Origin of the sequence: Micromonospora sp. S4605, from assembly GCF_003176715.1 — a bacterium.
In the GTDB taxonomy this organism is placed as follows: Bacteria; Actinomycetota; Actinomycetes; order Mycobacteriales; family Micromonosporaceae; genus Micromonospora; species Micromonospora echinaurantiaca.
In genome coordinates this window covers 35,188-58,071 of sequence record NZ_QGSW01000186.1, presented here as the reverse complement: position 1 = coordinate 58,071, position 22,884 = coordinate 35,188, and the positions used below count along the sequence as shown (strand labels likewise).

The following is a 22,884-nucleotide window of genomic DNA, read 5'->3' as shown; positions in this document are numbered from 1 at the left end:
CCTGACACCTGCCAGCGCATCGGTCGCCGACGTCGCCGTCGGCATCTTTCCCATGCCTTCCGTCACGTCTTAAGAGAGATCATGTCTACGCGTCCTCATATCGTGCCGCGGGGCCACTGCGGCAACTCCGCTGCCTCCGTCGCCCGCGTCTTTCTCGACCCGCTGATCACCCGGCGCAACCGGTTCGCCCTGGCGTGGGATCCGTGCTGGGAGCTGCTCGGCCCGCCGCCTCCGCAAAGCCGTCGGCCCGTCCAGGTTTCGGTCAGCTTCGACGAGGTCGAGTCCCTCCGTCCCGACCGGCTCATTACCAGGTCGGCTGGGCGTCAGCCGCGGGGAGGTCGCTCGCCGCGTCAGGATCGGCCTTCGGCTCAACCGCAGAACTCACCGGCACGTCTCGGCTGTCCTGCGGTGAGTCGCCGCCGTGGACCTGAGCCCGGGCGAGAGGCAAGGTGGCCTTACCCCGGACGGCATCACCCGGCGCTCCGCGCGCGGTCGCTCGTGACCGGGCGCGGACGAAGCTCAGGGCCGGCCCGGTACTGGCGCCGAAGGTGATCGTCTCGACTCCATCGTCGACCCGGACCGGGTGGCGGTCCCGGCCGTACGCGACAAACCGGTCACGGTCCGGTCGTGCCGCGCACGGGTGTGGGAACGGGCTGGCTGCCCGCGTCGGTCAGCCGGCGAGCTGGTCGCGGCGACGGGTGAGGTAGGCCCGCTCCGCGGGGTTGCCGGCGAGACCGATGGCCCGGTCGTACGCCGCTCGCGACTCGCCGCTGCGCCCGAGTCGCCGCAGCAGGTCAGCGCGCGCGGCGTGGAAGGCGTGGTAGCCGTCGAGGACCTCGGCGAGCCGGTCGACCTCGGCGAGCCCGACCCCGGGGCCGTCGACCTCGGCGACCGCGACCGCCCGGTTGAGCCGCACGATCGGCGAGGGGTCGAGCAGTACCAGGCGTCCGTAGAGGGCGACGATCGTGGACCAGTCGGTGTCCCGGGCGGACGGGGCATTCGTGTGGACCGAGTTGATCGCTGCCTGCAGCTGGTAGCGCCCGGGTGGGTCACCGCCGGTCGCCACCGCCTCGATCCGCTTGCGAATCAAGGCGTTGCCCTCGGCGATCAGGGCGCGGTCCCATGCGCCGCGGTCCTGCTCGTCGAGGGTCACCAGCTCCCCGGTGCGGGACACGCGCGCCGGTCGCCGGGCGTCGGTGAGGAGCATCAGGGCGAGCAGACCGGCCACCTCGCCGCTGTCCGGCAGGAGAGTTCGGAGCAGCCGGCCGAGGCGGATCGCCTCGTCGGTGAGGTCGACGCGCACCGGGGCGCTTCCCTCGCTGGCGAGATAGCCCTCGTTGAAGACGAGGTAGACGACCGCGAGCACGCCGGCGAGCCGTTCGCGGATGTCGCCGGTCGAGGGCACCCGGTAGGGGATGCGGGCCGCTTTGATCTTCGCCTTGGCGCGGGTGATCCGTCGCGCCATCGTGGTCTCCTGCACCAGAAAGGCGCGGGCGATCTCGGCGACGGTGAGGCCGCCGAGCAGGCGCAGGGTGAGCGCCACCCGGGCCTCCATCGCGAGCGCGGGGTGGCAGCAGGTGAAGAGCAGTCTGAGCCGGTCGTCCTCGACCGGACCGGTCGGCTCGGGAGGGGTGTCGTCGTACACGATCCGGGCCGCCCGGTGCTTGGCGTCGCGCTGCGACTCGCGACGGAGCCGATCGATCGCCCTGCGGGTCGCGGTGGTGGCGAGCCAACCGCCGGGATTGGGCGGTACGCCCTCGCGCGGCCACCGCTCCGCAGCCGCTACGAACGCGTCGGCCGTCGCTTCCTCGGCGACGTCGAGGTCGCCGAAACGGCGCGCGAGGCCGGCGACCAGCCGCGCCCACTCCTCGCGGTGGACACGGGTGATCGCCTGCTCGACGGTGGGACCGGTCACGGCTCCAGCCGGCTCACTTCACCGCGGAGCCGTTACGCCGGGCCTTCCCGGGACCGCGGAACCGGTGCACCTCCTGCGGCCAGTCGAGCACTGTCGCGAGCCGGCCGGCCCAGTACCGCGCCGCCGCGTCGTCCGGCACCTCGACGACGGCGAAGCCACCGAGGTGCTCCTTGGTCTCGACGTACGGGCCGTCGGTGAAGACGGGCTTGCCGTCGACCGGCTCGACACTGCACACCGCGGTGGATCGGTCCAGCCCACCGTTGCTGAAGATCAGGACCCCTTCGGCCTGCATCTCCTCGATCACCACGTGGGCGGCCTCGGCTTTGGCGCGCACCTCCTCGGCTGTGTGCTCGGGCACCCACTCGTCGTTGAAGGTGATCAAGTACTCCGCCATGGTCGTCCTTTCTCGGTCCCCGGACGGGGCCTCTCCCGACTGCTCGTGTCCGGCGGCCTGGCCGGTCGCCGCACACCAGTTCCACGAACGGCTGCGCCTTGATACGACACCATCCCGGTGACTTCGTTCAAGGCGGCTCTGGTCAGGTTCGGGACCGGAACGGGGCGAGGGTGGCGCGGATCTGGTCGGCCGCGCCCCAGTCGTCGTCGAACTGGGCCAGCACGGCGAGGTGTTGTCGCAGTTGGATGATCGGCATGCGGATCGGCCAGTCGCTGTCGAGGGAGGTCAGCTCCGCGTAGATCGCGAAGAACCGGTGCGCCTCGGGCGGGGGCGCGGTGGACCACACATGGGCGAGGTCGACCTCGGCCCACATGTAGGACACCGCCGGGTCGATCAGCGCGGGCTGGCCGTCCGGGGTGGCCAGGACGTTCTGTGCCCACAGGTCGCCGTGCGTCAGGCATGCCGGCCGCTCCGGCAGCAGGTCCGGTAGCCGGTGACACAGCCGCTCCAGCGCCGCCCGGTCCTCGCGGTCGAGTGCCGCCTCGACGCGGGGCTGCCCGAGCCACCGGAGCAGCCGGTGCTCTGCGAAGAACGCGAAGCCGTCGTCGTCCCACGTGTTGATCTGCCGGCGGCGGCCCAGCCAGTTGTCGCGGTGCCATCCGAAGCGAGGGTGGATCGTGCTCGTGTGCAGGTGGGCGAGAGCATGCGCGAACTGCTCCCAGAAGGTCTCGCTGCGCGGCCTCGGCCGCAGCACCGACAACACCAGCAGTTTCCGGTCCGCCAGGATCACCTCGGGGGTCGCCACGCCACCGAGCTCGCGCAGGGCGGCCAGCCCTTCGGCCTCCGCGACGAAGACATCGTCGGCCGGCGCGTCGGCGAAGGCCTTGACGAACACCGGCGGCGCGTCCCGGCGGGTGGCGATGCCGGCGAGCGCCGCGACCCCACCCGTCGCCGGCTCCACCGCGACGACATCGACCATCCCGGCCCGGAGCAGGCACTCCTGCAGGTACGTTGCCGAGCGCATCATGACGGGCCGCTCCCTGTCCGGCTGCTTGTTCGCAAGATCTTATGCGCACGACGGCAGACCACTGCCCGAGCAGCGAGGGCTCGGCAACCTGGCCGACCGGTCGGGTGGAAGCGGGGGACCAGAGTTTTGACATCAGCGCTCGCATTCATGAACATCGGCCGGTGACCGACGCAATGGACAGCTCCCGAAACCACGTCGAGGCGGCACGGCGCAGCAGCGAGGACCGGATCGAGGCCGCCCGCGAGAGCGGTGCCTCGTCGTTGGACCTGAGTCACCTGTCGTTGGCGGCCCTGCCGGAGTCGTTGGCCGGCCTGACCGCCCTCACCGAGCTGCGGCTGGTCGGCAACCACCTCACCGAACTGCCGGACTGGCTGGGTGGCCTGACCGCCCTCACCCGGCTGGGTCTGGGCGGCAACCAGCTCACCGCGCTGCCGGAGTCGCTCGGCAACCTGACCGCCCTCACCTGGCTGGGCCTGTCCGGCAACCAGCTACGAACGGTGCCGGAGCCGATCCGTCACCTGACCGCTCTCACCTGGCTGGACCTTGCCGGCAACCAGCTTGCGGAGCTGCCGGAGTGGTGGGGTGAGCTGACCGCCCTCTCCCGGCTGGACCTGACCGAGAACCAGCTCACCGGGCTACCCGAGTCGATGGGCGAGCTGACCGCTCTCACCCAGCTCTTCCTGACCGGCAACCGGCTCACCGCGCTGCCGGAGTCGCTCGGTGCCCTGACCACCCTCACCCGGTTGGACCTCGCCGGCAACCAGCTCACCGTGCTGCCGGAATGGCTGCGCAACCCGACCGCCGGCGAGCCGACGACCGGGCCGTTGCAGGCCTGGATCGACGGCACTCAAAGCACGGTCGCCGGCCCGGCCGACCTCGACGCCATCCTCGACCGCGTCCCGCCCAGCGGCGTGTCGCTGGTCAGCGAGGACGGTGTCCGGAGTCTGCACATCACCCTGCACGGGGACAGCTCCGGGCTGGTCTGGGAGAGCGAGGACGAGATCATGCTCAGCTGGGGACCGGTGCCGGCGGGCGCCCCGCCCGGCCAGACGGCCGGCGACGCCGAGTACGCCTACGACGACCCGTGGTTCACCGCCGAGGACGCGGAACCCTTCGACCTCAGCGAGGAGCAGGCCCGCCGGGCGGGGCACGAGTTCCTCCGCACCGGCCGCCGCCCCGTCACCGTCCAGTGGGTGGACAAGCCCTAGGCTTGCCCATTCCCGGCCAAGGGGACCAGCCGCCGGGTCCGCGCTACCGGCCGGTCAGCCGGGCAGCTTCTCGAAGAGTTCGTGCGGGGCGTCGTAGTACCGCGTCGTACGGCCGAGGTGGGTCATGCCGAGCCGCCGGCAGACGGCCTGGGAGGCGTGGTTCGCCGGATCCGTGACGGCGACCACCCGGGTCAGCCCTCGGGCGAACGCATCGTCGAGGGCGGCCGCCGCCGCCTCGGTGGCGTAGCCGTGCCCCCAGGCGTCCGGGTGCAGGTGCCAGCCGATCTCGACCTCGCTCGGCCCGCCGACGGGCTCGCCCGCCGACCCGGGGATCGGCTTGAGCAGCAGGTTCCCCACCAGCCGGCCGTCCGCGGCGGTGGTGACGGCCCAGATCCCGTGGATCGGGTGGTCGACGGCGCGCCGCCGACCGATCGAGGCGAGGGCGTCCTCGCGGCTGCTCATGGTGGCGGGGTGCGCGCCCAGGAAGCGGACGACCTCCCAGCGCGACTCCAGATCCAGCAGGAAATCGGCGTCGTCGTCGCGCCAGGGGCGCAGCAGGAGGCGGTCGCTGGTGATGGTGCGCACGGCAGGCAATCTAGTCGGCGCCGGTCGGACCACCTGCACTCGGGCGCACGAAGTCGGTGGCCGGCGAGGCGCCTGCCCGGGGAGGATGCGTCGATGGCGAGTTCCACCCCGCTGCGCCGCGCGCAGGATCTCTGGGTGCACCTGACCGGTGTGCCGACCAGCTTCCCCGCCGACGGCGTGCGGGTGGTGGTGGCCGCCGACTCGCGGCTGTGCCCACCGGGGTGGGCGGGCGTCGTGGTGCTGGGAGACGCCGGCCTCGCCACCGCGCCGGACGCCGCCACCGCGCGGTTCCTGCGCGACCCGCTCGCCGGCCGGTCCGCCCGGGCCGCCGTCGCGGCGCAGCGGTGGCACGGCGTGCCCGGAATCCGGGACGTGCTCGGTCCCGCCACCCTGGCCTACCTGGACGAACCCGAGTTCCGGCCGACGACGGCGGCGGTCGACGTGGCGCCGCTGCCGCCGGGGCACCCGGACGTTGCCGGGTTGCTCGCGGAGGTCCCCGCGGACGACGCCGCGGAGAGCGGCCTGGGGGACGTCACCTCAGCGGTATTCGTCGTACGGGAGGATTCCCGGGTGGTCGCGGCGGCCGGATACCGCCGGTGGCCGGGCTCCGTCGCCCACCTCGCCGTGCTGGCCGGCGCCCGGTCGCGGGGCCGAGGGCTCGCCGCCGCGGCGGCCTCCGCGGCGGTCGCGGACGCCCTCCGCGACCACCTGCTGCCGCAGTGGCGGGCACGTCCCGAGCCCTCCCGCCGGCTCGCTCACCGGCTCGGGTTCCGCGAACTCGGCAACCAGGTGAGCATCAGGGTCGACCCGAATGCCTGACGCCTGCCGTTGACAGGGAGCGACACCATTCAGGCGTGAGCCTCCCTCCCGTCTTTCCGCCGCCCGAGGCCGCCGCCGGGTCGGCGCCGTCCGGGCGGGGCACGGCGGGGCGGTGGGTCGTCGGTGCCGTCCTGATCCTCGTGGTCGCGGTCGGCGGCGTCGTCGTGTTCTGCGCCGGTCTCTGGACGTACGCGAACCACGACCGGCCCGAGCTGATCGACAACCCGCCGGTCAGCGAGGTGGCGGAGAGCGCCTGCGCCACGATGCGCGCCGCCGTGGCGGCGCAGGCCGCGCCGCCCGGCGCCCCGGTCGACGCGCGGGTGCGCGCGATCCGCGAGCAGAACGCCGCGGTGACGGCCATGGTGGCGCAGGTGCGCGGCCTGGACCGCGACCTGCTCGCGGACGACCGGCCGACCAACCTGTGGCTGGCCGACTGGGAGACCCTCGTCGAGGCCCGCGAACGGTACGCCGCCGACCTGGCCGCCGGCGGCCGACCGCACTTCGTGGTGCCGACCGCCGACGGTGAGCCGCTCACCCAGCGGATGAACTCGGTGGGGCTGATCTGCGAGGTCCCGCCGCAGCTCGTAGACCTGACATAGCCGGACGGGCCCGCCCGGTCAGTGCGACGTCGCCCCGCCCGCGTTCAGGGTCACCACGCCGGCGACGATGAGGCCGACCCCGACCACCTTGACCACCGTGATCGGTTCGCCCAGGAACGCCGCGCCGATCGCGACGATCGCCGCGGTGCCCAGCGCCGACCACAGCGCGTACGCGACGCCGACCGGGATGTCCTTCACCGCCTGCGACAGCGCCGCGAAGGAGACCAGGTAGCCGGCCAGGCAGGCGACCGTCGGCCAGAGCCGGCTGAACCCGTCGGTCGCCTTGAGCGTGCTGGTGGCGAAGACCTCGGCCGCGATGGCGGCGAGCAGGAAGACGTACGGCACGGGCACTCCTCGGGGGCGGTCAGGCGATCCGGGCTGGTCCCGTTCCGCCGGTCATTGTGCCGGGCGATCCGTCAGCAGGTCGGTGGCGGCCCGCAGCGCGCGTACGCAGGCGGCCACCGCCGGATGGTCGCCGGCGCCCCGGCGGTACGCCACCCGGGTGCGCCGCCGGACGTCCAGCGGCATCAAACGGACCCGGGGTACCGGTTGCCCGACCGCGAGCTCGGGCACCAGGCCGACGCCCTGGCCGGCGGCGACCAGGGCGAGCACGGCGGTGAAGTCGTCGGCGTGGTGCCGCACGGTGGGGCGGAAGCCGGCGAGCTGGCAGGCGTGCAGGGCCACGGTGTGGCACAGCGTGCCGGGGCTGCCGACGATCCAGTCCGCCGACCGCGCGGCCCGCACCGGGTCGCCGTCCGCGGTCGCGGCTGGCACCGCCGGCACCGCCAGGTAGACCGTCTCGTCGAGCAGCGGGGTGGACTCGAGCGCCGGATCCGGCTCGACCGGGGCGATGTCGTAGTCGTGCAGCAGCGCCACGTCGAGGCGCCGGTCGCGCAGCGCGGCGGGCACGGCGACCGGGTCCAGTTCGGTCACCATCAGGTCGAGCGCCGGGTGGTCGCGGGTCAGCGTCACCAGCGCCGCCGGCAGCAGGGTGCGCACGGCGCTGGGGAAGGCGCCGATGCGTACGGTGCCGGACAGGCCCGCCCGCGCGGCGGCCAGGGTGGCGTCGGCCGCCTCCAACGCGGCGAGGACCGCCTCGGTGTGCCGGACCAGCGCCTGCCCGGTCGCGGTGAGCGCGACCCGTCGGCCGGCCCGTTCCAGCAGCGGTACGCCGGCCTGGCGTTGCAGCGCCGCCAGTTGCTGGCTGACCGCGGAGGGCGTGTACGCGTGGGCCTCGGCGACGGCCGCGATGGTGCCGAGCCGGGCCAGGTCGCGCAGCAGGCGGAGACGGCGAACGTCGAGCATCAGCTCAGCTTACGTTTCCGTTCAGGAATCTGAACTGGTGCTGCACGATCCTCCGGCCCAGGCTGGAGGCATGACACTGACCGGCCTGTACGTTCCGCTGATCACCCCGTTCGACGACGCCGGGGCGGTGGCCCCCGCCGCGCTCGCCGCGCTCGCCCACCAGGTGCTGGACGCCGGCGCCACCGGGGTGGTCGCCCTCGGCACCACCGGGGAATCCACCGCGCTGACCGAGCGGGAGCGCCGGGAGGTGGTCGACGTGGTCGCCGGGGTGTGCCGGGAACGCGCGGCGCCACTGCTGGTCGGCGCGAGCAGCGTCGAGGCGCTGCGCGCGCTGGCCGGCCGGCCCGAGGTGACCGCCGCGCTCTGCCTGGTGCCGCCGTTCGTCCGCCCCGGAGAGGCGGGCGTGCTCGCCCACTTCGCCGAGCTGGCCCGGGTGAGCCCGGTGCCGCTGGTCGCCTACCACGTCCCGTACCGGACCGGGCAGCCGTTGTCGGTGGACGCGCTGCGCCGGCTGGTCCGGCTGCCCGGCGTCGCGGGCGTCAAGTACGCGACCGGGATCGACGCCGACACCACCGCGTTCCTCGCCGACCTGCCAGCCGACGTCGCGGTGCTCGGCGGCGACGACGCGGTGGTCGCACCGCTGCTCGCCCTCGGCGCGCACGGCGGCATCCTGGCCTCGGCGCACCTCGCCACCGCCGAGTTCGCCGCGCTGATCGACGCGTGGCGGGCCGGCGACGTGGCCCGGGCCCGGCCCCTCGGCCACCGCCTCGCGGCGCTGTCGCGGGCGTTGTTCGCCGAACCCAACCCCGCGGTGGTCAAGGCCGTCCTGCACGCGCACGGCCGCATCCCGACCCCGGCGGTACGGCTGCCGCTGCTGCCCGCCGGCCCGGCGACGGTCCGGGCGGCGCTGGCGCACCTCGACGGGTAGTCGTCGTCGTTGCCCTGGTGTGGGCTCGGGACGACGACGGCGGGAGGCGACGTGAGCTACGCGGAGGTCAACGGGCTGCGGCTCTGGTACGAGTCGCACGGCACCGGGCGACCGCTGGTGCTGCTGCACGGCGGCTACGGCGCGGCGGAGACGTTCGCCGGGATCCTGCCGGCGCTGGCTCGACGCCGCCGGGTGATCGGGGTCGACCTGCAGGGCCACGGGCACACCGCCGACGTCGACCGCCCGCTGCGCTACGAGTCGATGGCCGAGGACATCGCCGCGTTGATCGGTCACCTCGGCCTGGCCGAGGCCGACCTGATGGGCTACTCGCTCGGTGGCGGGGTGGCCCTGCGTACCGCGATCCAGCATCCGGCGCTGGTCCGCCGGCTGGTGGTGGTCTCCGCGCCGTGCCGCCGGCAGGGCTGGTATCCCGAGGTGCTGGCCGCGATGGCGGAGCAGGACGAGCGGGTCGGCGAGCGGATGCGCGGCACCCCGCCGCACCAGCTCTACGTGCGGCTCGCGCCGCGGCCGGCGGACTGGCCGGCGCTCTGGGCCAAGTCCGGCGCCCTGCTGCGGCGCGAGTACGACTGGTCGGCGGAGGTGGCCGCGCTGACCGTACCGACGCTGCTGGTCTTCGCCGACGCCGACTCGATCCCGGTCACGCACATGGCGGAGTTCTTCGGGCTGCTCGGCGGCGGCCACCGGGACGCCGGCTGGGACGGCGCCGGTCGGCCGGCCGCCCGGCTGGCGGTGCTGCCGGGGCTGACCCACTACGACATCGTCCGCTCACCGGCACTGCCGGCCGCGGTGCTGCCGTTCCTCACCCACCCGGCCGGCGCGCCCGGCTGACCGGCGGCTCCGAGCGTCGCCCCGCCGCCGAACAGCAGGTCCGCCGTCGGCGGGCGGTCGCGGCCGGGCGCGGCGGCCGAACGGCACCGCCGCGCCCGGTTGTCGCCGGGCGTACCCGGCGCGGCGGTCAGCCGGTGAAACCGCCGTCCACGTTGACCACCGCGCCGGTCACGTATCCGCCGTCGGCGCTGGCCAGGTGCGCCACTGTGGCGGCGATCTCGGCCGGCTCGGCGAACCGGCCGAGCGCGGTGAAGCCGGCGATCGCCGCCGCGTTCGGCCCGTCGGCCGGGTTGGCGTCGGTGTCGGTCGGCCCGGGATTGACCAGGTTGACAGTGACGCCGTGCGGCCCGAGTTCCCGGGCCAGGCCCCGGGTCAGGCCGATCAGCGCGGTCTTGCTCATCGAGTACAGCGACAGCCCGGGGAAGACCGCCCGTTCGCCGACGTTGCTGCCGATGTTGATGATCCGGCCGCCGGCGCCCAGGTGCCGTACGGCCGCCTGCGCGGCGACGTACGGCGCGCGGACGTTCACCGCGATGGTCCGCTCCAACTCGTCGGGGCCCAACTCGGCCACCGGACCGACCAGGAACACCCCGGCGTTGTTGACCAGGATGTCCAGCCGGCCCAGCTCGGCCGCCGTACGGTCGACCGCGGCGCGCACCGCCGCCGGGTCGGCGCTGTCGGCCTGGACGGCGAGCGCGCGCCGACCGAGCGCCTCGACCTGCTTCGCCACCACCGCCGCCCGGTCGGCACTGTGCTGGTAGGTGATCGCCACGTCGGCGCCGTCCTGGGCGAGGCGCAGCGCGATGGCGGCGCCGATGCCCCGGGCGCCGCCGGTGACCAGGGCGACCTTTGCGTTCAACGGGTTCGTCATGACTCGATCATGGGAGTCGGGACCGCCGCCGGTCTGGCGGTGATCGGACGCCTCGTCGCGGACCTGATGTCCGATAACCGCGGGTCGAAACCGGCCGCGTGGTCGACGCCCGGGCGGGTCAGCGGTCGGTGCCGGGTGGATCGCCGGCCAGGCCGAGGCCGCGCTCGCGCAGCGCCGCGCGCAGCACCCGGACCGCCTTGGGGCCCACGCCGTGCAGGGCCAGCAACTCCCGCTCGGTCACCGCTGTCAGTTGGGAGAGGCGGGTCCAGCCCGCCGCGGCCAACGCGCCGCGGGCCGGTGCGCCGGCCGCAGGCGGAATGTCGTCGTCGTTCATCGTGTCGGCTCCTCGCCGTGTGCCATCTGCCCCGCCGCCGACGGTGTCCGCGCGGCCGGCCCCGGTGGGGGGACGGTAACGCCGACCACCGACACGGTTCAGCGCAGCCGCTGGGCCAGCCAGGGCAGCAGGGCGTCGGCCTGGGCCTGCTGGAACGCCCGGACGGTGGGGATGCCGGGCGGCGGCGGTCGCCGGGCGGCGTCGGCGAAGAAGCCGGCGAGGCCGGCGTACACGCCGGTCAGCGCGGCCGGGTCGACGTCGGCGGTGAGCGGCAGCCGGCGCAACAGCGCCTCGGTGTCGTGCCCGCCGTGCAGGCGGACGTTGACCAGCAGCAGCGCGGTGTCCAGCCAGGCCGGCCCGCGGCAGGCCCACGGCCAGTCCACCACGGTCACCCGGCCGGCCGCGTCGAGCAGCAGGTTGTCGGCGCGCAGGTCGGCGTGGCAGAGCGTGTCGCCGTCCAGCGCGGCGAGGCCCCGCTCGGCGGCGGCGCAGAGGCCGGGCAGGCGCGCGGCGGCCCACGGGTCCAGACCCGGCGGCGGATCGGCGGCGATCCGGTGCCAGCCGGTGAAGTCGTACGCCAGGTGCTCGGCGGCGGTCGGCGCGTGCGGCACCGGGTTCGGGGTGAGCGCGGTGGCCATCGTCTCCAGGGCGGCGAGCACGACGGTCAGTTCGTCGGCCCGCCACGGGGTGACCGGATGCCGACCGTCCACGTCGGTGAGCACCAGCGCCACCCAGTGGCCGTCGTCGTAGTGGCCGAGCAGCCGTGGCGTCGGGGCGTGCCCGGGCAGCGCCGCGGTGTTGCGGGCCTCGGTGCGGTGCAGCCGGGGACTGACGTCGTTCTGCGCGGGGCTCACCGCCTTGACGAACGCGCGCCGGCCGGCGGCGGTGCGGACCCGGTCGGCGGTGCCGGGGGAGAAGCCGCCCGGCTGCGACACCGCCTGCACCACCCGGCCGCCGAGGATCCGCTCGACCTCGGCGCGCACGTGGTCGGGCAGGTCGGCCCAACCGATCCGGCCCTTCGTCAGGCTCTCCACCGGTCCACCGTGCTCGACGCCGGAACCGGCGGGCAAGCCGATTACCGGCGGGCAAGCCGATCACCGGCGGCGCGGATCGTCACCTCGGCGTTGCCGGCAGCCCCGGCTCGGCCGTCACGAGGCCGCCGCGCCAGGCACCCCGTTCGTGGTCAGCGGGCGGGTGTGGTGCAGGACGACCACCCCGCTGGCGAGCGGCCGGTCCGACCTGGCCCAGGTGCGCGGCGACACCTGCGCCGCGGTGACGTCGCCTTCCAACGCTGCCAGCGGGTTACCCGGTGGCGCGTTCGAGATCGCTCTGCTGCACTACGCCATGGACGGGCTGCTGCCCGACCTGCCGACCACCTCGACCGACGTCGGGTCCGACCTCGACGACGTGGTTTCCGCCTTCGTGTCCGGGCTGGTCGCCGCCGTTGGCGAGGACGCCGACCCGCCGGAGTAGGGAGCGCCATGAGCCTGTCCCTGGAACCGATGACCGCGGCCCAGCTGGCCCGGCTGCGCGTGCCGCTGGAGCGGTCGTACGCCGAGGCCCTGGCCGGGACCGGTGACCTGACCCCGGAGGCCGCCCGGGCGCAGGTCGCGCTCCAGGTCGGCCGGCTGCTGCCGGATGGCGCGGCCACCGCGGACGTGCTGCTTCGGGTCGCGGTGGTCAACGGCGTCGAGGTGGGCTGGATCTGGGTCACCCTGCCTGGCGGCGACCACCCGAACACGGCCTGGATCCACAACATCGAGGTACATCCCGGACACCGGGGCCAGGGGTACGCACGCCGGATGATCCAGCTCGTCGAGGCGGAGCTCGCCCGGCTCGGGGTGGGCCGGCTCGGGCTCAACGTCTTCGGCGACAACACCGGGGCGATCCGGCTCTACGAGAGCCTCGGCTTCCAGGTCATCACGCAGCAGATGGCCAAGTCGGTCGACCCGGTGGGCTGACCGGGCGAGGGTTGTTCCCCGGTGCAACGGGAAACCCGCCCGGGACGCACCTGGGGAGGAGCGACGGATGACGCGTGGCGCCGGACTGACCATCGGTGTGCTCGGCTCGTACGGTGGTCGCAACCTCGGTGACGAGGCGATCCTCACCGGGCTGCTCGCCGATCTGCGCGAGCAGGAGCCGAACGCCCGGATCATCGTCTTCTCCCGCAATCCCGCACACACCCGGGTGGCTCACCCGGACGTGGAGGCGGTGCCGTGGGAGGGGGTCAGCCGCACCGACTCCGCGCTCGTGCTGGCCCAGCTCGACCTGCTGATCCTCGGCGGTGGCGGCATCCTGTACGACAAGGAGGCCCGCCGCTACCTGCGGGTGGTCCGGGTCGCCCAGGAACGCGGCCTGCCGCTGCTGACGTACGCGGTCGGGGTCGGGCCGCTCAGCGAGGGCGTGGACACCGGGATGGTGCGGGAGACCCTGGCCAGCGCCACCCAGGTGACCGTCCGGGACCAGGAGTCCCGGATGGTGCTGGAGGAGGCCGGCCTGCTCAACCCGATCACGGTCACCGCCGACCCGGCGTTCCTGCTCGAGCCGGAGGACTTCCCGGCGCACCTGCTGCGTGAGGAGGGGGTGCCGGCCGGCAAGCGGCTGATCGGGATGAGCGTGCGCGAGCCGGGTCGGGCCGCGGAACGCCTCGACGTGGACGGCTACCACCGGCTGCTGGCCCAGATCGGTGACTTCCTGGTGCACCGGGTCGACGCGTACGTGCTCTTCGTGCCGATGGAGCGGGACGACATCCGGCACTCGCACGGCGTGCTGTCCCACATGATCGCCGCGGAGCGGGGCCGGATCCTGCACGGCACCTACTCGCCCCAGCAGGTGCTCGGCCTGATGCGCCACTTCGACCTGGCCGTCGGCATGCGGCTGCACTTCCTGATCTTCGCCGCCATGGTGGGCACCCCGTTCCTGCCCCTGCCGTACGCCGGCAAGGTCTTCGACCTGGCCCAGCGGCTCGGCGTGCCGGCGCTGCGCGGCGTGGAGCGGGAGGTGGAGGGCCCGCTGCTGGCCGAGGTGGACCGGCTCTGGGACGAGCGGGACCACCGGGCCGAGGCCACCGCCCGGCGGGTGGCCGAGGTGTGCGACCAGGCCCGGGGCACCTCGCAGGTCACCCGCGCGGTGCTGGAGAGCCTGCGCGCCCGCAACCTGGCCCAGGTCGGCGCCTGAGCGCCGGCACCCGAGCGCCGGACCGTGCCCCGTCCGGCACCGGCCCGCCACCCGGCCGGCCCGGGGCCCTCACACCGCCGGGCCGCGCCAGGAGTAGCGCCAGTCGCGGGCCCGGCCGTCGACCGTCTCCAACTCGTAGATCTCCGCCTGGGTGAGTCCCTCCGGACCCAGGTGGTGATGGGTCAGCGGGGGACGGCCGTTCGGGTCCAGCTCGACGGTGACCGTCTCGCCGTCGGCCGGACCGCCCGCCAGAGGGATCTCTACCGTTGTCGCCATGGGCCCATCCTGCCCCGGCGACCGCGCCACCGCAGCGATAGCGGGGCAGCGGGCCGGCCGGTCGCGGGGCTACCGTCGGCCGATGGCGGAGATCTCGATCGACCCCACGCTCGGCCCGGTGCTGGCCCGGACGGGCGACGAGCGGGCAGTGCTCGAATCCTTCCTCGACTTCCACCGGGCCGTGCTGCTGCGCAAGGTGCGCGGGCTCGCCGACGCGGACGCCACGCGCCGGCTGGTGCCCTCCGCGACCACCCTCGCCGGCCTGGTCAAACACCTCACCATGGTGGAGCGCAACTGGTTCCCCTGCCTGCTCGCGCCCGGCCCGGACGACGTGTACCTGACCACCGAGGAGGAGGCGTTGGCCAGCTTCACGCTGACCGGGGAGGACACCGTCGAGCGGCTCGCCGCCGACTACGAGCGGGCCTGCGCCCGGTCCCGGGAGGTGGCCGCCCGGTTCCCACTCGACCACGTCGTGCCGCACCCGCAGCTCGGCGAGGTCTCGCTGCGCTGGATCCTGGTGCACATGATCGAGGAGACCGCCCGGCACGCCGGCCACGCCGACATCCTCCGCGAGCTGACCGACGGCACCACCGGCGCGCTCTGAGCCGCCACCGTCGACGACGCCGCCCCGGCCGGCCACCCCCGCCGCCGGGGCGCGGACCGGTGGCGGGGTCAGAGTCGCGGCAGCAGGCCGGGCGGGTACTCCATGCCGTCGTGCGTGCAGGCCGCGGCGGCCACCCGGGCCGCGTACGCCGCCGCGTCGGGCAGCGCCGCGCCGCGCAGCCGGGCCGCGATCAGACCGGCCGCGAAGGCGTCCCCGGCGCCGTTGGTGTCCCGCACCGGCGCCGGCGGCGCGGCGGCCGGCACCGACCGGGCGCCGGGGTGCAGTTCGGCGCCGGAAGCGCCCCGGGTGACCACCACCGTGCGCGGCGCCAGCGCGGCGGCGACCTGCCCGGCCGCGGCGTCCAGCCGGACCCCGCTGACGAAGACCAGGTCGGCGGCCTCGGCGAACGGGCGGTGGTAGGGGTTGGTGCCGTCCCAGTCGTGCAGGTCGGTGGAGATCGCGGCGCCCGGCGCGAGCCCGGTACGCAGCGCGGGCAGCAGGTCGAGGGTCCAATCCATGATCGACAGATGCACGTGCGCCGCGTCCCGGACCAGCCCGGCCAGCTCGGCCGGGGTGAACGGGGCCGGTCCGCGCCACGGCCGCGGGTCGTAGAGCGACATCCGCCGGCCGGCCGGGTCGACCAGGTTCACCGACCGCCGGGTGCCCGCCGGGTCGGCGGCCAGCACGGCGTGCACCCCGGTGCTGGCCAGTGCGGCCCGGACCACGTCGCCGACCGGGTCGGCGCCCAGCACGTCCAGTACCGCCACCCGCAGGCCGAGCGCGTGCGCGGCCAGCGCCACCCCGGCGCCGGTGTTGCCGATGCGCAGCTCGATCGGGTCGACGGTGACCGAGTCGGCGGCCGGCAGCGGCAGCGCGGGCACCCGCACCCGTACGTCGACGCCGAGGCCGCCGATCACCAACAGGTCGTACATGGCGTTCGACGGTAGCCTGCCCGGGCCGCCTATCCTGGGTCGGGCGTCGACGAGGGGGAACGAGTGCTGGTCATCCACGGGTCGTGGCTGCCCGGCGACGGCCCGGACGGCGCGCTCGCCGTCTGGGCCGAGGACAGCACCCGGCCCACCGACGGGCCCCGGCGGCCCGGCCGCGCGCCCCGGGAGCGTCCGCACCCGTTCGCCGCCGACCACGCCACGCTGGCCGCCGCGCTGGCCGAGGGCGCCGACCCCGCCGAACTCGGCACCGCGCTGCTCACCCTGCCCACCCGGGCCGGCGCGCCGCTGGACTCACCGGAGCTGGTGCGGACCTCCGTCGTGGCACCGGCCCGCGGGTCGGTCACCCTCGCCGGCTGGCGGGTTCCCGTCCTGCTGTACGCCCCGGACGCCGCGTGGGCGCTGCTGGGCCGCCTCGACCTGGCGGCCGCAGCACCCGGCGCCACCCTGCGGCACCTCGCCGAGCTGGCCGAGTTCGCCGCCGACCTGGTCACCCGCGGCCGGGTCCTGCCCGGCCTCGCCGACCTCCCCGCCCGGGCGACGGATCCGGCCGGTGCCCCCGGTCGACCCGGTGCCGATGGTTCCGCCGGAGCCGGAGCCGGAGCCGGAGGCGGCGCGGCCCGGGCGGTGTGGCGGCCGCTGCTCACCGGCACCGACGCGGCCTGGGCCCGGTCGCTCGCGCTGGCCCTGCCCCCCGCCGCCCGGGCCGTGGTCGAGGTGGACCGGCTCGACCCCGAACCGGTCACCGGTCCGCCGGCCCGGCGCACCCCGGCCGGCCCCGGTCGGGACACCGCCGGTCGCCGGCCCGCCGCCGGCACCGTGGCAGAGGTGGCGCCGGGCGCGCTCGTCGCGCAGGCCCTCGACGCGCTCGCCGACGCCGCCGCCCGGGCGGCGCTGGGCGAGATCCGGCTCGGCCGGGGCGTCCGCCCGAACGGCGCGGTGCCGGCCTGGCTGGCCGCGCTCACCGGCCCGCGCCGGGACTTCACCGCCGACCCGGCCGCCCTGGACACCCTCCGCACCGAGCTGGACGCTTGGCAGCGGGACGCCGCCGGCGGCTCGGTACGGGCCAGCTTCCGGCTGGTCGAGCCGCCCGCCGACGAGCTCACCGAGCCGGTCGTCGTGGTGCCCGCCGACCCCACGGCGGCGGTCGGGCAGGGCGGACACTGGCGGGTCGAGTTCGGGCTCCAGGCGGCCGACGAGCCGAGCCTGCACGTCGACGCCGGGCAGGTCTGGCGGGCCCCGCAGGCGGCCGCTGGGCTGGCCGGGCGGCTGGACAGCCCGCAGGAGACCTTGCTGGCCGAGCTGGGCCGGGCCAGCCGGCTCTGGCCGGAGCTGGACGCGGCGTTGCGTACCGCCACCCCGGAGGCGCTGGAGCTGGACGTCGAGGGGGCGCACCGGTTCCTCCGCGAGGGCGCCCCGGTGCTGCACGCCGCCGGGTTCGCGGTGCTGCTGCCCTCCTGGTGGCAGCGCCCCTCGTCGCGCCTCGGCGCCCGGCTGCAGGCGCGCAGCCGGACCGCGCCGGGCACGGTGGCCACCGCCGCCGGCGGGGTCGGGCTGGACGCCCTGGTCGACTACCGGTGGGAGGTGGCCCTCGGCGACCAGCCGCTGACCGCTGACGAGCTGGCGTCGCTGGCCGCATTGAAGACCCCGCTGGTCCGGCTCCGCGGCCGCTGGGTGGAGCTGGACCCGAAGCGGCTCGCCGCCGGGCTGCGGCTGCTCCGCTCGGCCGGCGAGCTGACCGTGGCCGACCTGCTCCGGCTCGGCCTCGCCGACGCCGAGCAGCCCGACGCGCTGCCGGTGCTGGAGGTGACCGCCGACGGCGCGCTGGGCGACCTGTTGGCCGGCGCGGTGGAGCGGCGGCTCACCCCGGCCGACCCGCCGCCGGCCTTCCACGGCACGCTGCGGCCGTACCAGCGGCGGGGGTTGGCCTGGCTGGCCTTCCTCCAGTCGCTCGGGCTGGGCGGCGTGCTCGCCGACGACATGGGGTTGGGCAAGACCGTGCAACTGCTCGCGCTGCTCGCCGGCGACCCGCCGCAGGCCGGGCCGACCCTGCTGGTCTGCCCGATGTCGCTGGTCGGCAACTGGCAGCGGGAGGCCGCCCGGTTCGCGCCCGGGCTGCGCGTACACGTGCACCACGGCGCCGAGCGGGCCCGGGGGGCGGGGTTCACCACGGCCGTGCACGACGCGGACCTGGTGCTCACCACCTACTCGGTGGCGGCCCGGGACGCGGTGGAGCTGGCCGGCGTCGACTGGCACCGGGTGGTGCTGGACGAGGCCCAGGCGATCAAGAACGCCGCCACCCGCCAGGCCGAGGCGGTACGCGCGCTGCCGGCCCGGCACCGGATCGCGGTCACCGGCACCCCGGTGGAGAACCGGCTCGCCGACCTCTGGTCGATCATGCAGTTCGTCAACCCCGGGCTGCTCGGCCCGGCGGCCACCTTCAAGAAGCGGTTCGCCGAACCGATCGAGCGGCACGGCGACGCCGAGGCCGCCGAGCGACTGCGCCGGATCACCGGCCCGTTCGTGCTGCGCCGGCTCAAGACCGACTCGTCGATCATCTCCGACCTGCCGGAGAAGCTGGAGATGGAGGTGGTCTGCAACCTGACCGCCGAGCAGGCCTCGCTCTACCAGGCGGTGGTCGACGACATGATGGCCCGGATCGAGTCCAGCGACGGCATGGAGCGGCGCGGGCTGGTGCTGGCCACCATGACCCGGCTCAAGCAGGTCTGCAACCACCCCGCCCAGTTGCTGCGCGACGGCTCGCCGCTGGCCGGGCGCTCCGGCAAGCTGGCCCGGCTGGAGGAGATCCTCGACGAGGTGCTCGCGGCGGGGGAGAAGGCCCTGCTGTTCACCCAGTACGCCGAGTTCGGCGGCATGCTGCGCGGGCACCTCGCCGCCCGGTTCGGCCGGGAGGTGCTGTTCCTGCACGGCGGGGTGGGCAAGGCCGACCGGGACGCGATGGTCACCCGGTTCCAGTCGCCGGACGGGCCCGCGCTGTTCGTGCTCTCGCTCAAGGCCGGCGGCACCGGGCTCACCCTGACCGCCGCCAACCACGTGGTGCACGTCGACCGGTGGTGGAACCCGGCGGTGGAGGACCAGGCCACCGACCGGGCCTTCCGGATCGGTCAGCGCCGCCGGGTGCAGGTACGCAAGTTCGTCTGCGCCGGGACGGTGGAGGAGAAGGTCGCGGCGCTCATCGCCGACAAGCGCGGTCTGGCCGAGCGGGTGGTCGGCACCGGCGAGCAGTGGGTCACCGAGCTGTCCACCGCGCAGCTGCGCGAGCTGTTCAGCCTGGAGGCCGGGGCGGTGGTGGAGTGAGCGAGCCAGTGAGTGAGACCGCGCGCGGCCGGTTCGCCGACTACGGCCGTCCCCGCCGGGTCGACGGCGGCCTGCGCGCCCGCAGCACCCGGGGCGCCATCGGCCGGTCCTGGTGGTCGCGGCGCTTCCTGGAGGTGCTGGAGTCGTTCGCGCTCGGCACCCGACTGACCCGCGGCCGGTCGTACGCGCGGGCCGGCCAGGTGGTCAGCCTGGACATCGCCCCCGGCATGGTCAGCGCCGTGGTGCAGGGCTCCCGGGCGCAGCCGTACCAGGTGCGCATCGCGCTGTCGCCGTTTCCGGCCGCGCTCTGGTCCCGGATCGAGAACGAGTTGGCCGCCCAGGCGTTCTTCAGCGCCCGGCTGCTCGCCGGTGACCTGCCGGCCGAGCTGGAAGAGCTGTTCGCCGCCGCCGGCGGCCCGCTCTTCCCCGCCGGGATCGACGAACTGGTCCAGCACTGCAGCTGTCCGGACTTCGCCGTGCCGTGCAAGCACCTCGCGGCGACCTTCTACCTGCTCGCCGAGGCGTTCGACGCCGACCCGTTCCAACTGCTGCACTGGCGGGGCCGGGCCCGGGCCGAGCTGCTCGACCGGCTGCGTGCCCTGCGCGCGGCGGCCGGCGGCACGGACGACGCCGCGGCGGGCGCCGTGGCAGGCGATCGACCGTCCACGACGGACGACGCGGCCGCGCCGGCGCCGGCCGGACCGGCGGCGGACACTGTGGACGTTCCGGCGGTCGGCGCCGCGCGGGCGGTGGCCGGCCTGCCGCCGGCGCCGCTGGCCGAGGCGGTGGACCGGTTCTGGCTCCCGCCGGTGCCGCTGCCGGACCGGCCGCCGAGCCTGGCCACCGGGCCGGACCTGCTGCTGCGCCAGCTCGGCCCGCCCGCTCCGGCCATCGGCGGTCCGGGGCTGGTGGAGCGGCTGCGGCGGGCCTACCGGGCCCTCGGCGGGTCATAGCCAGCGGCGCCGGTACCGCCACATCACGGCGGCGTTGGCCAGCAGCACCACCGCGCAGATCGCGCCGGCCATCCGGCCGGCCAGCACCGTCGTCGCCGGCAGCGAGGCCCACAGCACGATGGTCAACAGCATCAGATAGCGGCTGCGCCGGGCCCGGGCCCGGCTGTCCAGCCGGGCGAAGAACCTCGGATCGCTCTCCCGGAGGTGGCGGGTGATCTGCTCGAACCTGCGCTGATCCTCTTTGCTGAGCATGTGCCTTCCCCTCACGCGTTCAGCGGTTCGGCGGCATACCCGTTGCGGCGGCGGCTCACGCCCTCGTGCTGCTACTTTGCCCGTCCGCCCGGCGGGCCGGCGGCATGGTCGCGCCCGGGGAGCCGACGCCCCGGGTGACCGGTGTCCGGACACCTCAGCACAGGCTTATCCGGACCTTAAGTTTCGCTGTGCCGTTGAACGGCGCGAAAAGCGTCGCGGACGGCGAAAACGTTACGTCGGGGTCGGCGGGTGACGGGTCGGTCCTGCTCCCGGGGCCCGGGACCGGCCGGGTGGCGATCCCGCCCGGCGGCGCGCCGCTGAGCGCTGTCTTAAGTGCCCTCACGGGGCCCTCCGGCGCGCCTTGAGGCGGCCGGAGCCCTTTCACTACCTTGCCGGTCAACCCCCTCAGGCAACAGTCGCCGGACCTCGACCTCGCTGGTCGCAGCCGTGCCGGCGCACGGTAGGAATCGGGATTGGTACATGGCCGACCAGAATGTGCCACCACGGCGACCGCGGGACGACCGCCGCTGGGACGTACGACAGCACCCCAGCACCGGATACCGCGACCCGAACGCGTCAACCCCGCACGGATACCGCTCCGCCCACCCCGGCGGTCAGCCGGAGTATTCACGCGGACCGCAGTGGGTCGGTCCGGACGGCTTCGGCCAGCCGACCGGCCCCACCGGCGGCTTCGCCCAGCAGACCGGTGGCGCCGGACTGCCCAACCTGGACGACGACGAGGAGCCCGGTCGCCCGGTCGGTCGCCGCAAGGCGCTCGCCGCGCTCGGCGGCACCGCCGCGGTGGTCGCCGGCGGCGCCGCCCTCGCGATGACCCCGCAGGTGCGCGGTCTCTTCGGCGACGAGCCGGTCGGTGACGCGACCGGCACCGCGGTCACCGACGGCACCGCCGCCCGGCCGAGCGGGCAGCAGCCGAGCACGGTGCGCACGTACACCGAGCAGAACGAGAGCTACATGGGCTCCCGGGCCGGCGAGGCGCTGAAGAGGAACGCGCCGGCCGGCGGCCGGACCTTCTCCGGGCCGGCCGCCGCCGCGGCGGAGACCCCGGTGACCGTCAAGACGGTGCTGGCCAAGGACCCGATCCTGCACCTCGCCCGCCGGGCCACCTTCGGCGCGACGCCGAAGCTGGTCGCCGACATCCGCGAGCGGGGCATCGACGCCTGGCTGCGCACGCAGCTCGACCCCGACAAGATCGCCCCCACCCGGGCCGAGCTGAAGCTCGCCGAGCTGCCCACCCTCAAGCTCTCCACCCAGCAGCTGCGCGACCAGCGCGACCAGCTCAACGAGCGGGGCGCCCAGCCGGAGCGGGAGCTGGTCGAGGCCACCATCGCCCGGCAGATCTGGTCCGACCGCCAGCTGTACGAGGTGATGGTCGACTTCTGGAACGACTTCCTGCACGTCGCCGCGGACTTCGACGGCGGCGAGGTGTACCGGGCCGCCTTCGACCGCGACGTCGTCCGGGCACACGCGCTGGGCAGCTACCCGGAGATGTTCCTGGCCGCCAACAAGCACCCCGCGCTGCTGCTCTACCTGAACCAGAACGACTCCCGCGCCGACGCGGTCAACGAGAACCTGGCCCGGGAGAACCTCGAGCTGTACACCGTGGGCGTCGACGGCGGCTACACCGAGAAGGACGTCCGGCAGGCCGCCCTGCTGCAGACCGGGCGGGGCGTCAACGACGGCAAGTACGTCTTCCGGCCCGAGCGGCACTACGTCGGCAAGGTGAAGATCCTCGGCTTCAGCCACGCCAACAACTCCAAGGACCCGAAGAAGGCCGAAGCGGCCATCGATGCGTACCTGACCTACCTCGCGCTGCACCCGTCGACTGCGAAGTACGTGGCGCAGAGCCTGGCCACCCGGTTCGTCTCGGACACCCCGCCGAAGTCCCTGGTGGACCGGCTGGCCAAGACGTACACGGCGAACAAGGGCCTGGTGAAGCCGGTGCTGATGACGCTGTTCAGCTCGTCGGAGTTCTGGGCGGCGGTGGGGCAGAAGGTGCGCCGGCCGATGGAGTACCTGGTCGCCACCTACCGCACCCTCGGCGTCTCGCCCGAGGCGTCGCCGAAGCACGACAACGGCGACAACAAGCGCACCCCGTTCGCCCGCGGCCTGCGGCAGATCCACGACAAGCTGCGCGAGCTGGGCCAGTACCCGATGGGCCAGCCCACCCCGGACGGCTACCCGGACGTCTACGTCGCGTGGACCTCCGCCGGCACGATGGTCAACGGCTGGAACGAGGCCGGCGACCTGCTGGCCGGCTACCGCACCACGTTCACCTACACCCGGCCGGAGAAGCTGGTCGCCAAGCCGCCGGCCACCGCCGGGGCGTACGTGGACGCGCTGGCCAAGCGGCTGGTGCAGCAGAAGCTCTCCGCCCGGGAGAAGGCGCTGATCCTCGGCGTGGCCGGCGTCTCGGCCGGCACCCGGGTCGACGCCACCTTCAACGGGGCCATCGCCGCCGTCGCGCGGGCGATCCTCGCATCCCCCCAGCACCACCTCCGGTGA

At 74.8% G+C, this 22,884-nt stretch carries 23 protein-coding genes and 2 pseudogenes; 13 read left to right on the top strand and 12 right to left on the bottom strand.

Annotated elements, in window-relative coordinates; all coding sequences use genetic code 11:
* Window positions 1-670: 670 nt before the first annotated feature.
* The 3 genes from DLJ47_RS15180 to DLJ47_RS15170 form a co-directional block, all read right to left on the bottom strand.
* A complete protein-coding gene (locus tag DLJ47_RS15180; RefSeq protein WP_109900663.1) occupies window positions 671-1,915 on the bottom strand; it encodes an RNA polymerase sigma factor in 1,245 nt (414 codons plus the stop codon).
* Between the two features lie 13 nt (window positions 1,916-1,928).
* Window positions 1,929-2,309 (bottom strand): YciI family protein, encoded by a 381-nt coding sequence (locus DLJ47_RS15175; protein ID WP_109900662.1) that lies wholly within the window; start codon window positions 2,307-2,309, stop codon window positions 1,929-1,931.
* 142 nt (window positions 2,310-2,451) lie between these two features.
* Window positions 2,452-3,336 carry a fructosamine kinase family protein gene (locus DLJ47_RS15170; protein ID WP_109900661.1) on the bottom strand — a complete coding sequence of 295 codons (885 nt, stop codon included), beginning with the start codon at window positions 3,334-3,336 and terminating at the stop codon, window positions 2,452-2,454.
* Window positions 3,337-3,497: 161 nt separating this feature from the next.
* On the opposite strand from DLJ47_RS15170, the gene DLJ47_RS15165 reads away from it, so the two are divergent.
* The gene (locus tag DLJ47_RS15165) at window positions 3,498-4,544 is read left to right on the top strand and encodes an Imm1 family immunity protein (RefSeq protein ID WP_146228097.1); all 1,047 of its coding nucleotides are present in this window, start codon (window positions 3,498-3,500) and stop codon (window positions 4,542-4,544) included.
* 54 nt (window positions 4,545-4,598) lie between these two features.
* Here DLJ47_RS15165 and DLJ47_RS15160 read toward each other — a convergent pair whose 3' ends face one another.
* A complete protein-coding gene (locus DLJ47_RS15160) occupies window positions 4,599-5,129 on the bottom strand; it encodes a GNAT family N-acetyltransferase (protein WP_109900659.1) in 531 nt (176 codons plus the stop codon).
* Between the two features lie 93 nt (window positions 5,130-5,222).
* Here DLJ47_RS15160 and DLJ47_RS15155 point away from each other — a divergent pair, with 93 nt between their 5' ends.
* Both DLJ47_RS15155 and DLJ47_RS15150 read left to right on the top strand, forming a co-directional pair.
* The gene (locus tag DLJ47_RS15155) at window positions 5,223-5,948 is read left to right on the top strand and encodes a GNAT family N-acetyltransferase (RefSeq protein ID WP_109900658.1); all 726 of its coding nucleotides are present in this window, start codon (window positions 5,223-5,225) and stop codon (window positions 5,946-5,948) included.
* Between the two features lie 35 nt (window positions 5,949-5,983).
* Entirely contained in the window at window positions 5,984-6,547 is a 564-nt protein-coding gene (locus DLJ47_RS15150; RefSeq protein WP_109900657.1) for a hypothetical protein, read from the top strand.
* Between the two features lie 18 nt (window positions 6,548-6,565).
* Here the strand turns inward: DLJ47_RS15150 and DLJ47_RS15145 are convergent, their stop codons facing one another.
* Both DLJ47_RS15145 and DLJ47_RS15140 read right to left on the bottom strand, forming a co-directional pair.
* Window positions 6,566-6,892 (bottom strand): DMT family transporter, encoded by a 327-nt coding sequence (locus DLJ47_RS15145; protein WP_109900682.1) that lies wholly within the window; start codon window positions 6,890-6,892, stop codon window positions 6,566-6,568.
* A 51-nt stretch (window positions 6,893-6,943) separates the two neighbouring features.
* Window positions 6,944-7,852: a LysR family transcriptional regulator gene (locus DLJ47_RS15140; protein ID WP_109900656.1), complete on the bottom strand. Its 909-nt coding sequence runs from the start codon at window positions 7,850-7,852 to the stop codon at window positions 6,944-6,946.
* 70 nt (window positions 7,853-7,922) lie between these two features.
* Here DLJ47_RS15140 and DLJ47_RS15135 point away from each other — a divergent pair, with 70 nt between their 5' ends.
* Together DLJ47_RS15135 and DLJ47_RS15130 are read left to right on the top strand one after the other, a co-directional pair.
* Window positions 7,923-8,780, top strand: a complete 858-nt coding sequence (locus DLJ47_RS15135; RefSeq protein ID WP_109900655.1) for a dihydrodipicolinate synthase family protein — start codon at window positions 7,923-7,925, stop codon at window positions 8,778-8,780.
* Between the two features lie 51 nt (window positions 8,781-8,831).
* On the top strand, window positions 8,832-9,629 hold the full coding sequence (locus tag DLJ47_RS15130; RefSeq protein WP_109900654.1) for an alpha/beta fold hydrolase: 798 nt from the start codon (window positions 8,832-8,834) through the stop codon (window positions 9,627-9,629).
* A 127-nt stretch (window positions 9,630-9,756) separates the two neighbouring features.
* Here DLJ47_RS15130 and DLJ47_RS15125 read toward each other — a convergent pair whose 3' ends face one another.
* From DLJ47_RS15125 to DLJ47_RS15115, 3 genes are all read right to left on the bottom strand, one after another.
* Window positions 9,757-10,500: an SDR family NAD(P)-dependent oxidoreductase gene (locus DLJ47_RS15125; RefSeq protein ID WP_109900653.1), complete on the bottom strand. Its 744-nt coding sequence runs from the start codon at window positions 10,498-10,500 to the stop codon at window positions 9,757-9,759.
* A 118-nt stretch (window positions 10,501-10,618) separates the two neighbouring features.
* Window positions 10,619-10,834: a DNA-binding protein gene (locus DLJ47_RS15120; RefSeq protein WP_109900652.1), complete on the bottom strand. Its 216-nt coding sequence runs from the start codon at window positions 10,832-10,834 to the stop codon at window positions 10,619-10,621.
* A 98-nt stretch (window positions 10,835-10,932) separates the two neighbouring features.
* A complete protein-coding gene (locus tag DLJ47_RS15115) occupies window positions 10,933-11,868 on the bottom strand; it encodes a phosphotransferase (protein ID WP_199235859.1) in 936 nt (311 codons plus the stop codon).
* A gap of 145 nt (window positions 11,869-12,013) precedes the next feature.
* Between DLJ47_RS15115 and DLJ47_RS15110 the strand changes: the two genes are divergently transcribed.
* The 3 genes from DLJ47_RS15110 (at window position 12,014) to DLJ47_RS15100 (ending at window position 14,011) form a co-directional block, all read left to right on the top strand.
* Entirely contained in the window at window positions 12,014-12,307 is a 294-nt protein-coding gene (locus tag DLJ47_RS15110; RefSeq protein ID WP_109900651.1) for a hypothetical protein, read from the top strand.
* 8 nt (window positions 12,308-12,315) lie between these two features.
* Window positions 12,316-12,795, top strand: a complete 480-nt coding sequence (locus DLJ47_RS15105; RefSeq protein WP_109900650.1) for a GNAT family N-acetyltransferase — start codon at window positions 12,316-12,318, stop codon at window positions 12,793-12,795.
* 67 nt (window positions 12,796-12,862) lie between these two features.
* Window positions 12,863-14,011, top strand: coding sequence for a polysaccharide pyruvyl transferase family protein (locus DLJ47_RS15100; RefSeq protein WP_109900649.1), 1,149 nt, complete (start codon window positions 12,863-12,865; stop codon window positions 14,009-14,011).
* Between the two features lie 69 nt (window positions 14,012-14,080).
* On the opposite strand, the gene DLJ47_RS15095 is transcribed toward DLJ47_RS15100, so the two are convergent.
* The gene (locus DLJ47_RS15095; RefSeq protein WP_088992592.1) at window positions 14,081-14,287 is read right to left on the bottom strand and encodes a hypothetical protein; all 207 of its coding nucleotides are present in this window, start codon (window positions 14,285-14,287) and stop codon (window positions 14,081-14,083) included.
* An 82-nt stretch (window positions 14,288-14,369) separates the two neighbouring features.
* Between DLJ47_RS15095 and DLJ47_RS15090 the strand changes: the two genes are divergently transcribed.
* Window positions 14,370-14,891 carry a DinB family protein gene (locus DLJ47_RS15090; protein WP_109900648.1) on the top strand — a complete coding sequence of 174 codons (522 nt, stop codon included), beginning with the start codon at window positions 14,370-14,372 and terminating at the stop codon, window positions 14,889-14,891.
* A 68-nt stretch (window positions 14,892-14,959) separates the two neighbouring features.
* Here DLJ47_RS15090 and DLJ47_RS15085 read toward each other — a convergent pair whose 3' ends face one another.
* Window positions 14,960-15,823 (bottom strand): carbohydrate kinase family protein, encoded by an 864-nt coding sequence (locus tag DLJ47_RS15085; protein ID WP_109900647.1) that lies wholly within the window; start codon window positions 15,821-15,823, stop codon window positions 14,960-14,962.
* 63 nt (window positions 15,824-15,886) lie between these two features.
* Between DLJ47_RS15085 and DLJ47_RS37880 the strand changes: the two are divergent.
* The 3 genes and pseudogenes from DLJ47_RS37880 to DLJ47_RS15075 form a co-directional block, all read left to right on the top strand.
* A pseudogene (locus DLJ47_RS37880) lies at window positions 15,887-16,562 on the top strand (ATP-dependent helicase); the annotation flags it as partial.
* 65 nt (window positions 16,563-16,627) lie between these two features.
* Window positions 16,628-19,156 (top strand): annotated as a pseudogene (locus tag DLJ47_RS15080) (DEAD/DEAH box helicase); the annotation flags it as partial.
* A complete protein-coding gene (locus DLJ47_RS15075; protein ID WP_109900645.1) occupies window positions 19,153-20,109 on the top strand; it encodes an SWIM zinc finger family protein in 957 nt (318 codons plus the stop codon). The pseudogene DLJ47_RS15080 and the gene DLJ47_RS15075, both read left to right, overlap by 4 nt.
* On the opposite strand, the gene DLJ47_RS15070 is transcribed toward DLJ47_RS15075, so the two are convergent.
* On the bottom strand, window positions 20,104-20,361 hold the full coding sequence (locus DLJ47_RS15070) for a DUF3040 domain-containing protein (protein ID WP_109900644.1): 258 nt from the start codon (window positions 20,359-20,361) through the stop codon (window positions 20,104-20,106). The genes DLJ47_RS15075 and DLJ47_RS15070 overlap by 6 nt on opposite strands.
* Before the next feature lie 480 nt (window positions 20,362-20,841).
* Between DLJ47_RS15070 and DLJ47_RS15065 the strand changes: the two genes are divergently transcribed.
* The gene (locus tag DLJ47_RS15065; protein ID WP_109900643.1) at window positions 20,842-22,884 is read left to right on the top strand and encodes a DUF1800 domain-containing protein; all 2,043 of its coding nucleotides are present in this window, start codon (window positions 20,842-20,844) and stop codon (window positions 22,882-22,884) included.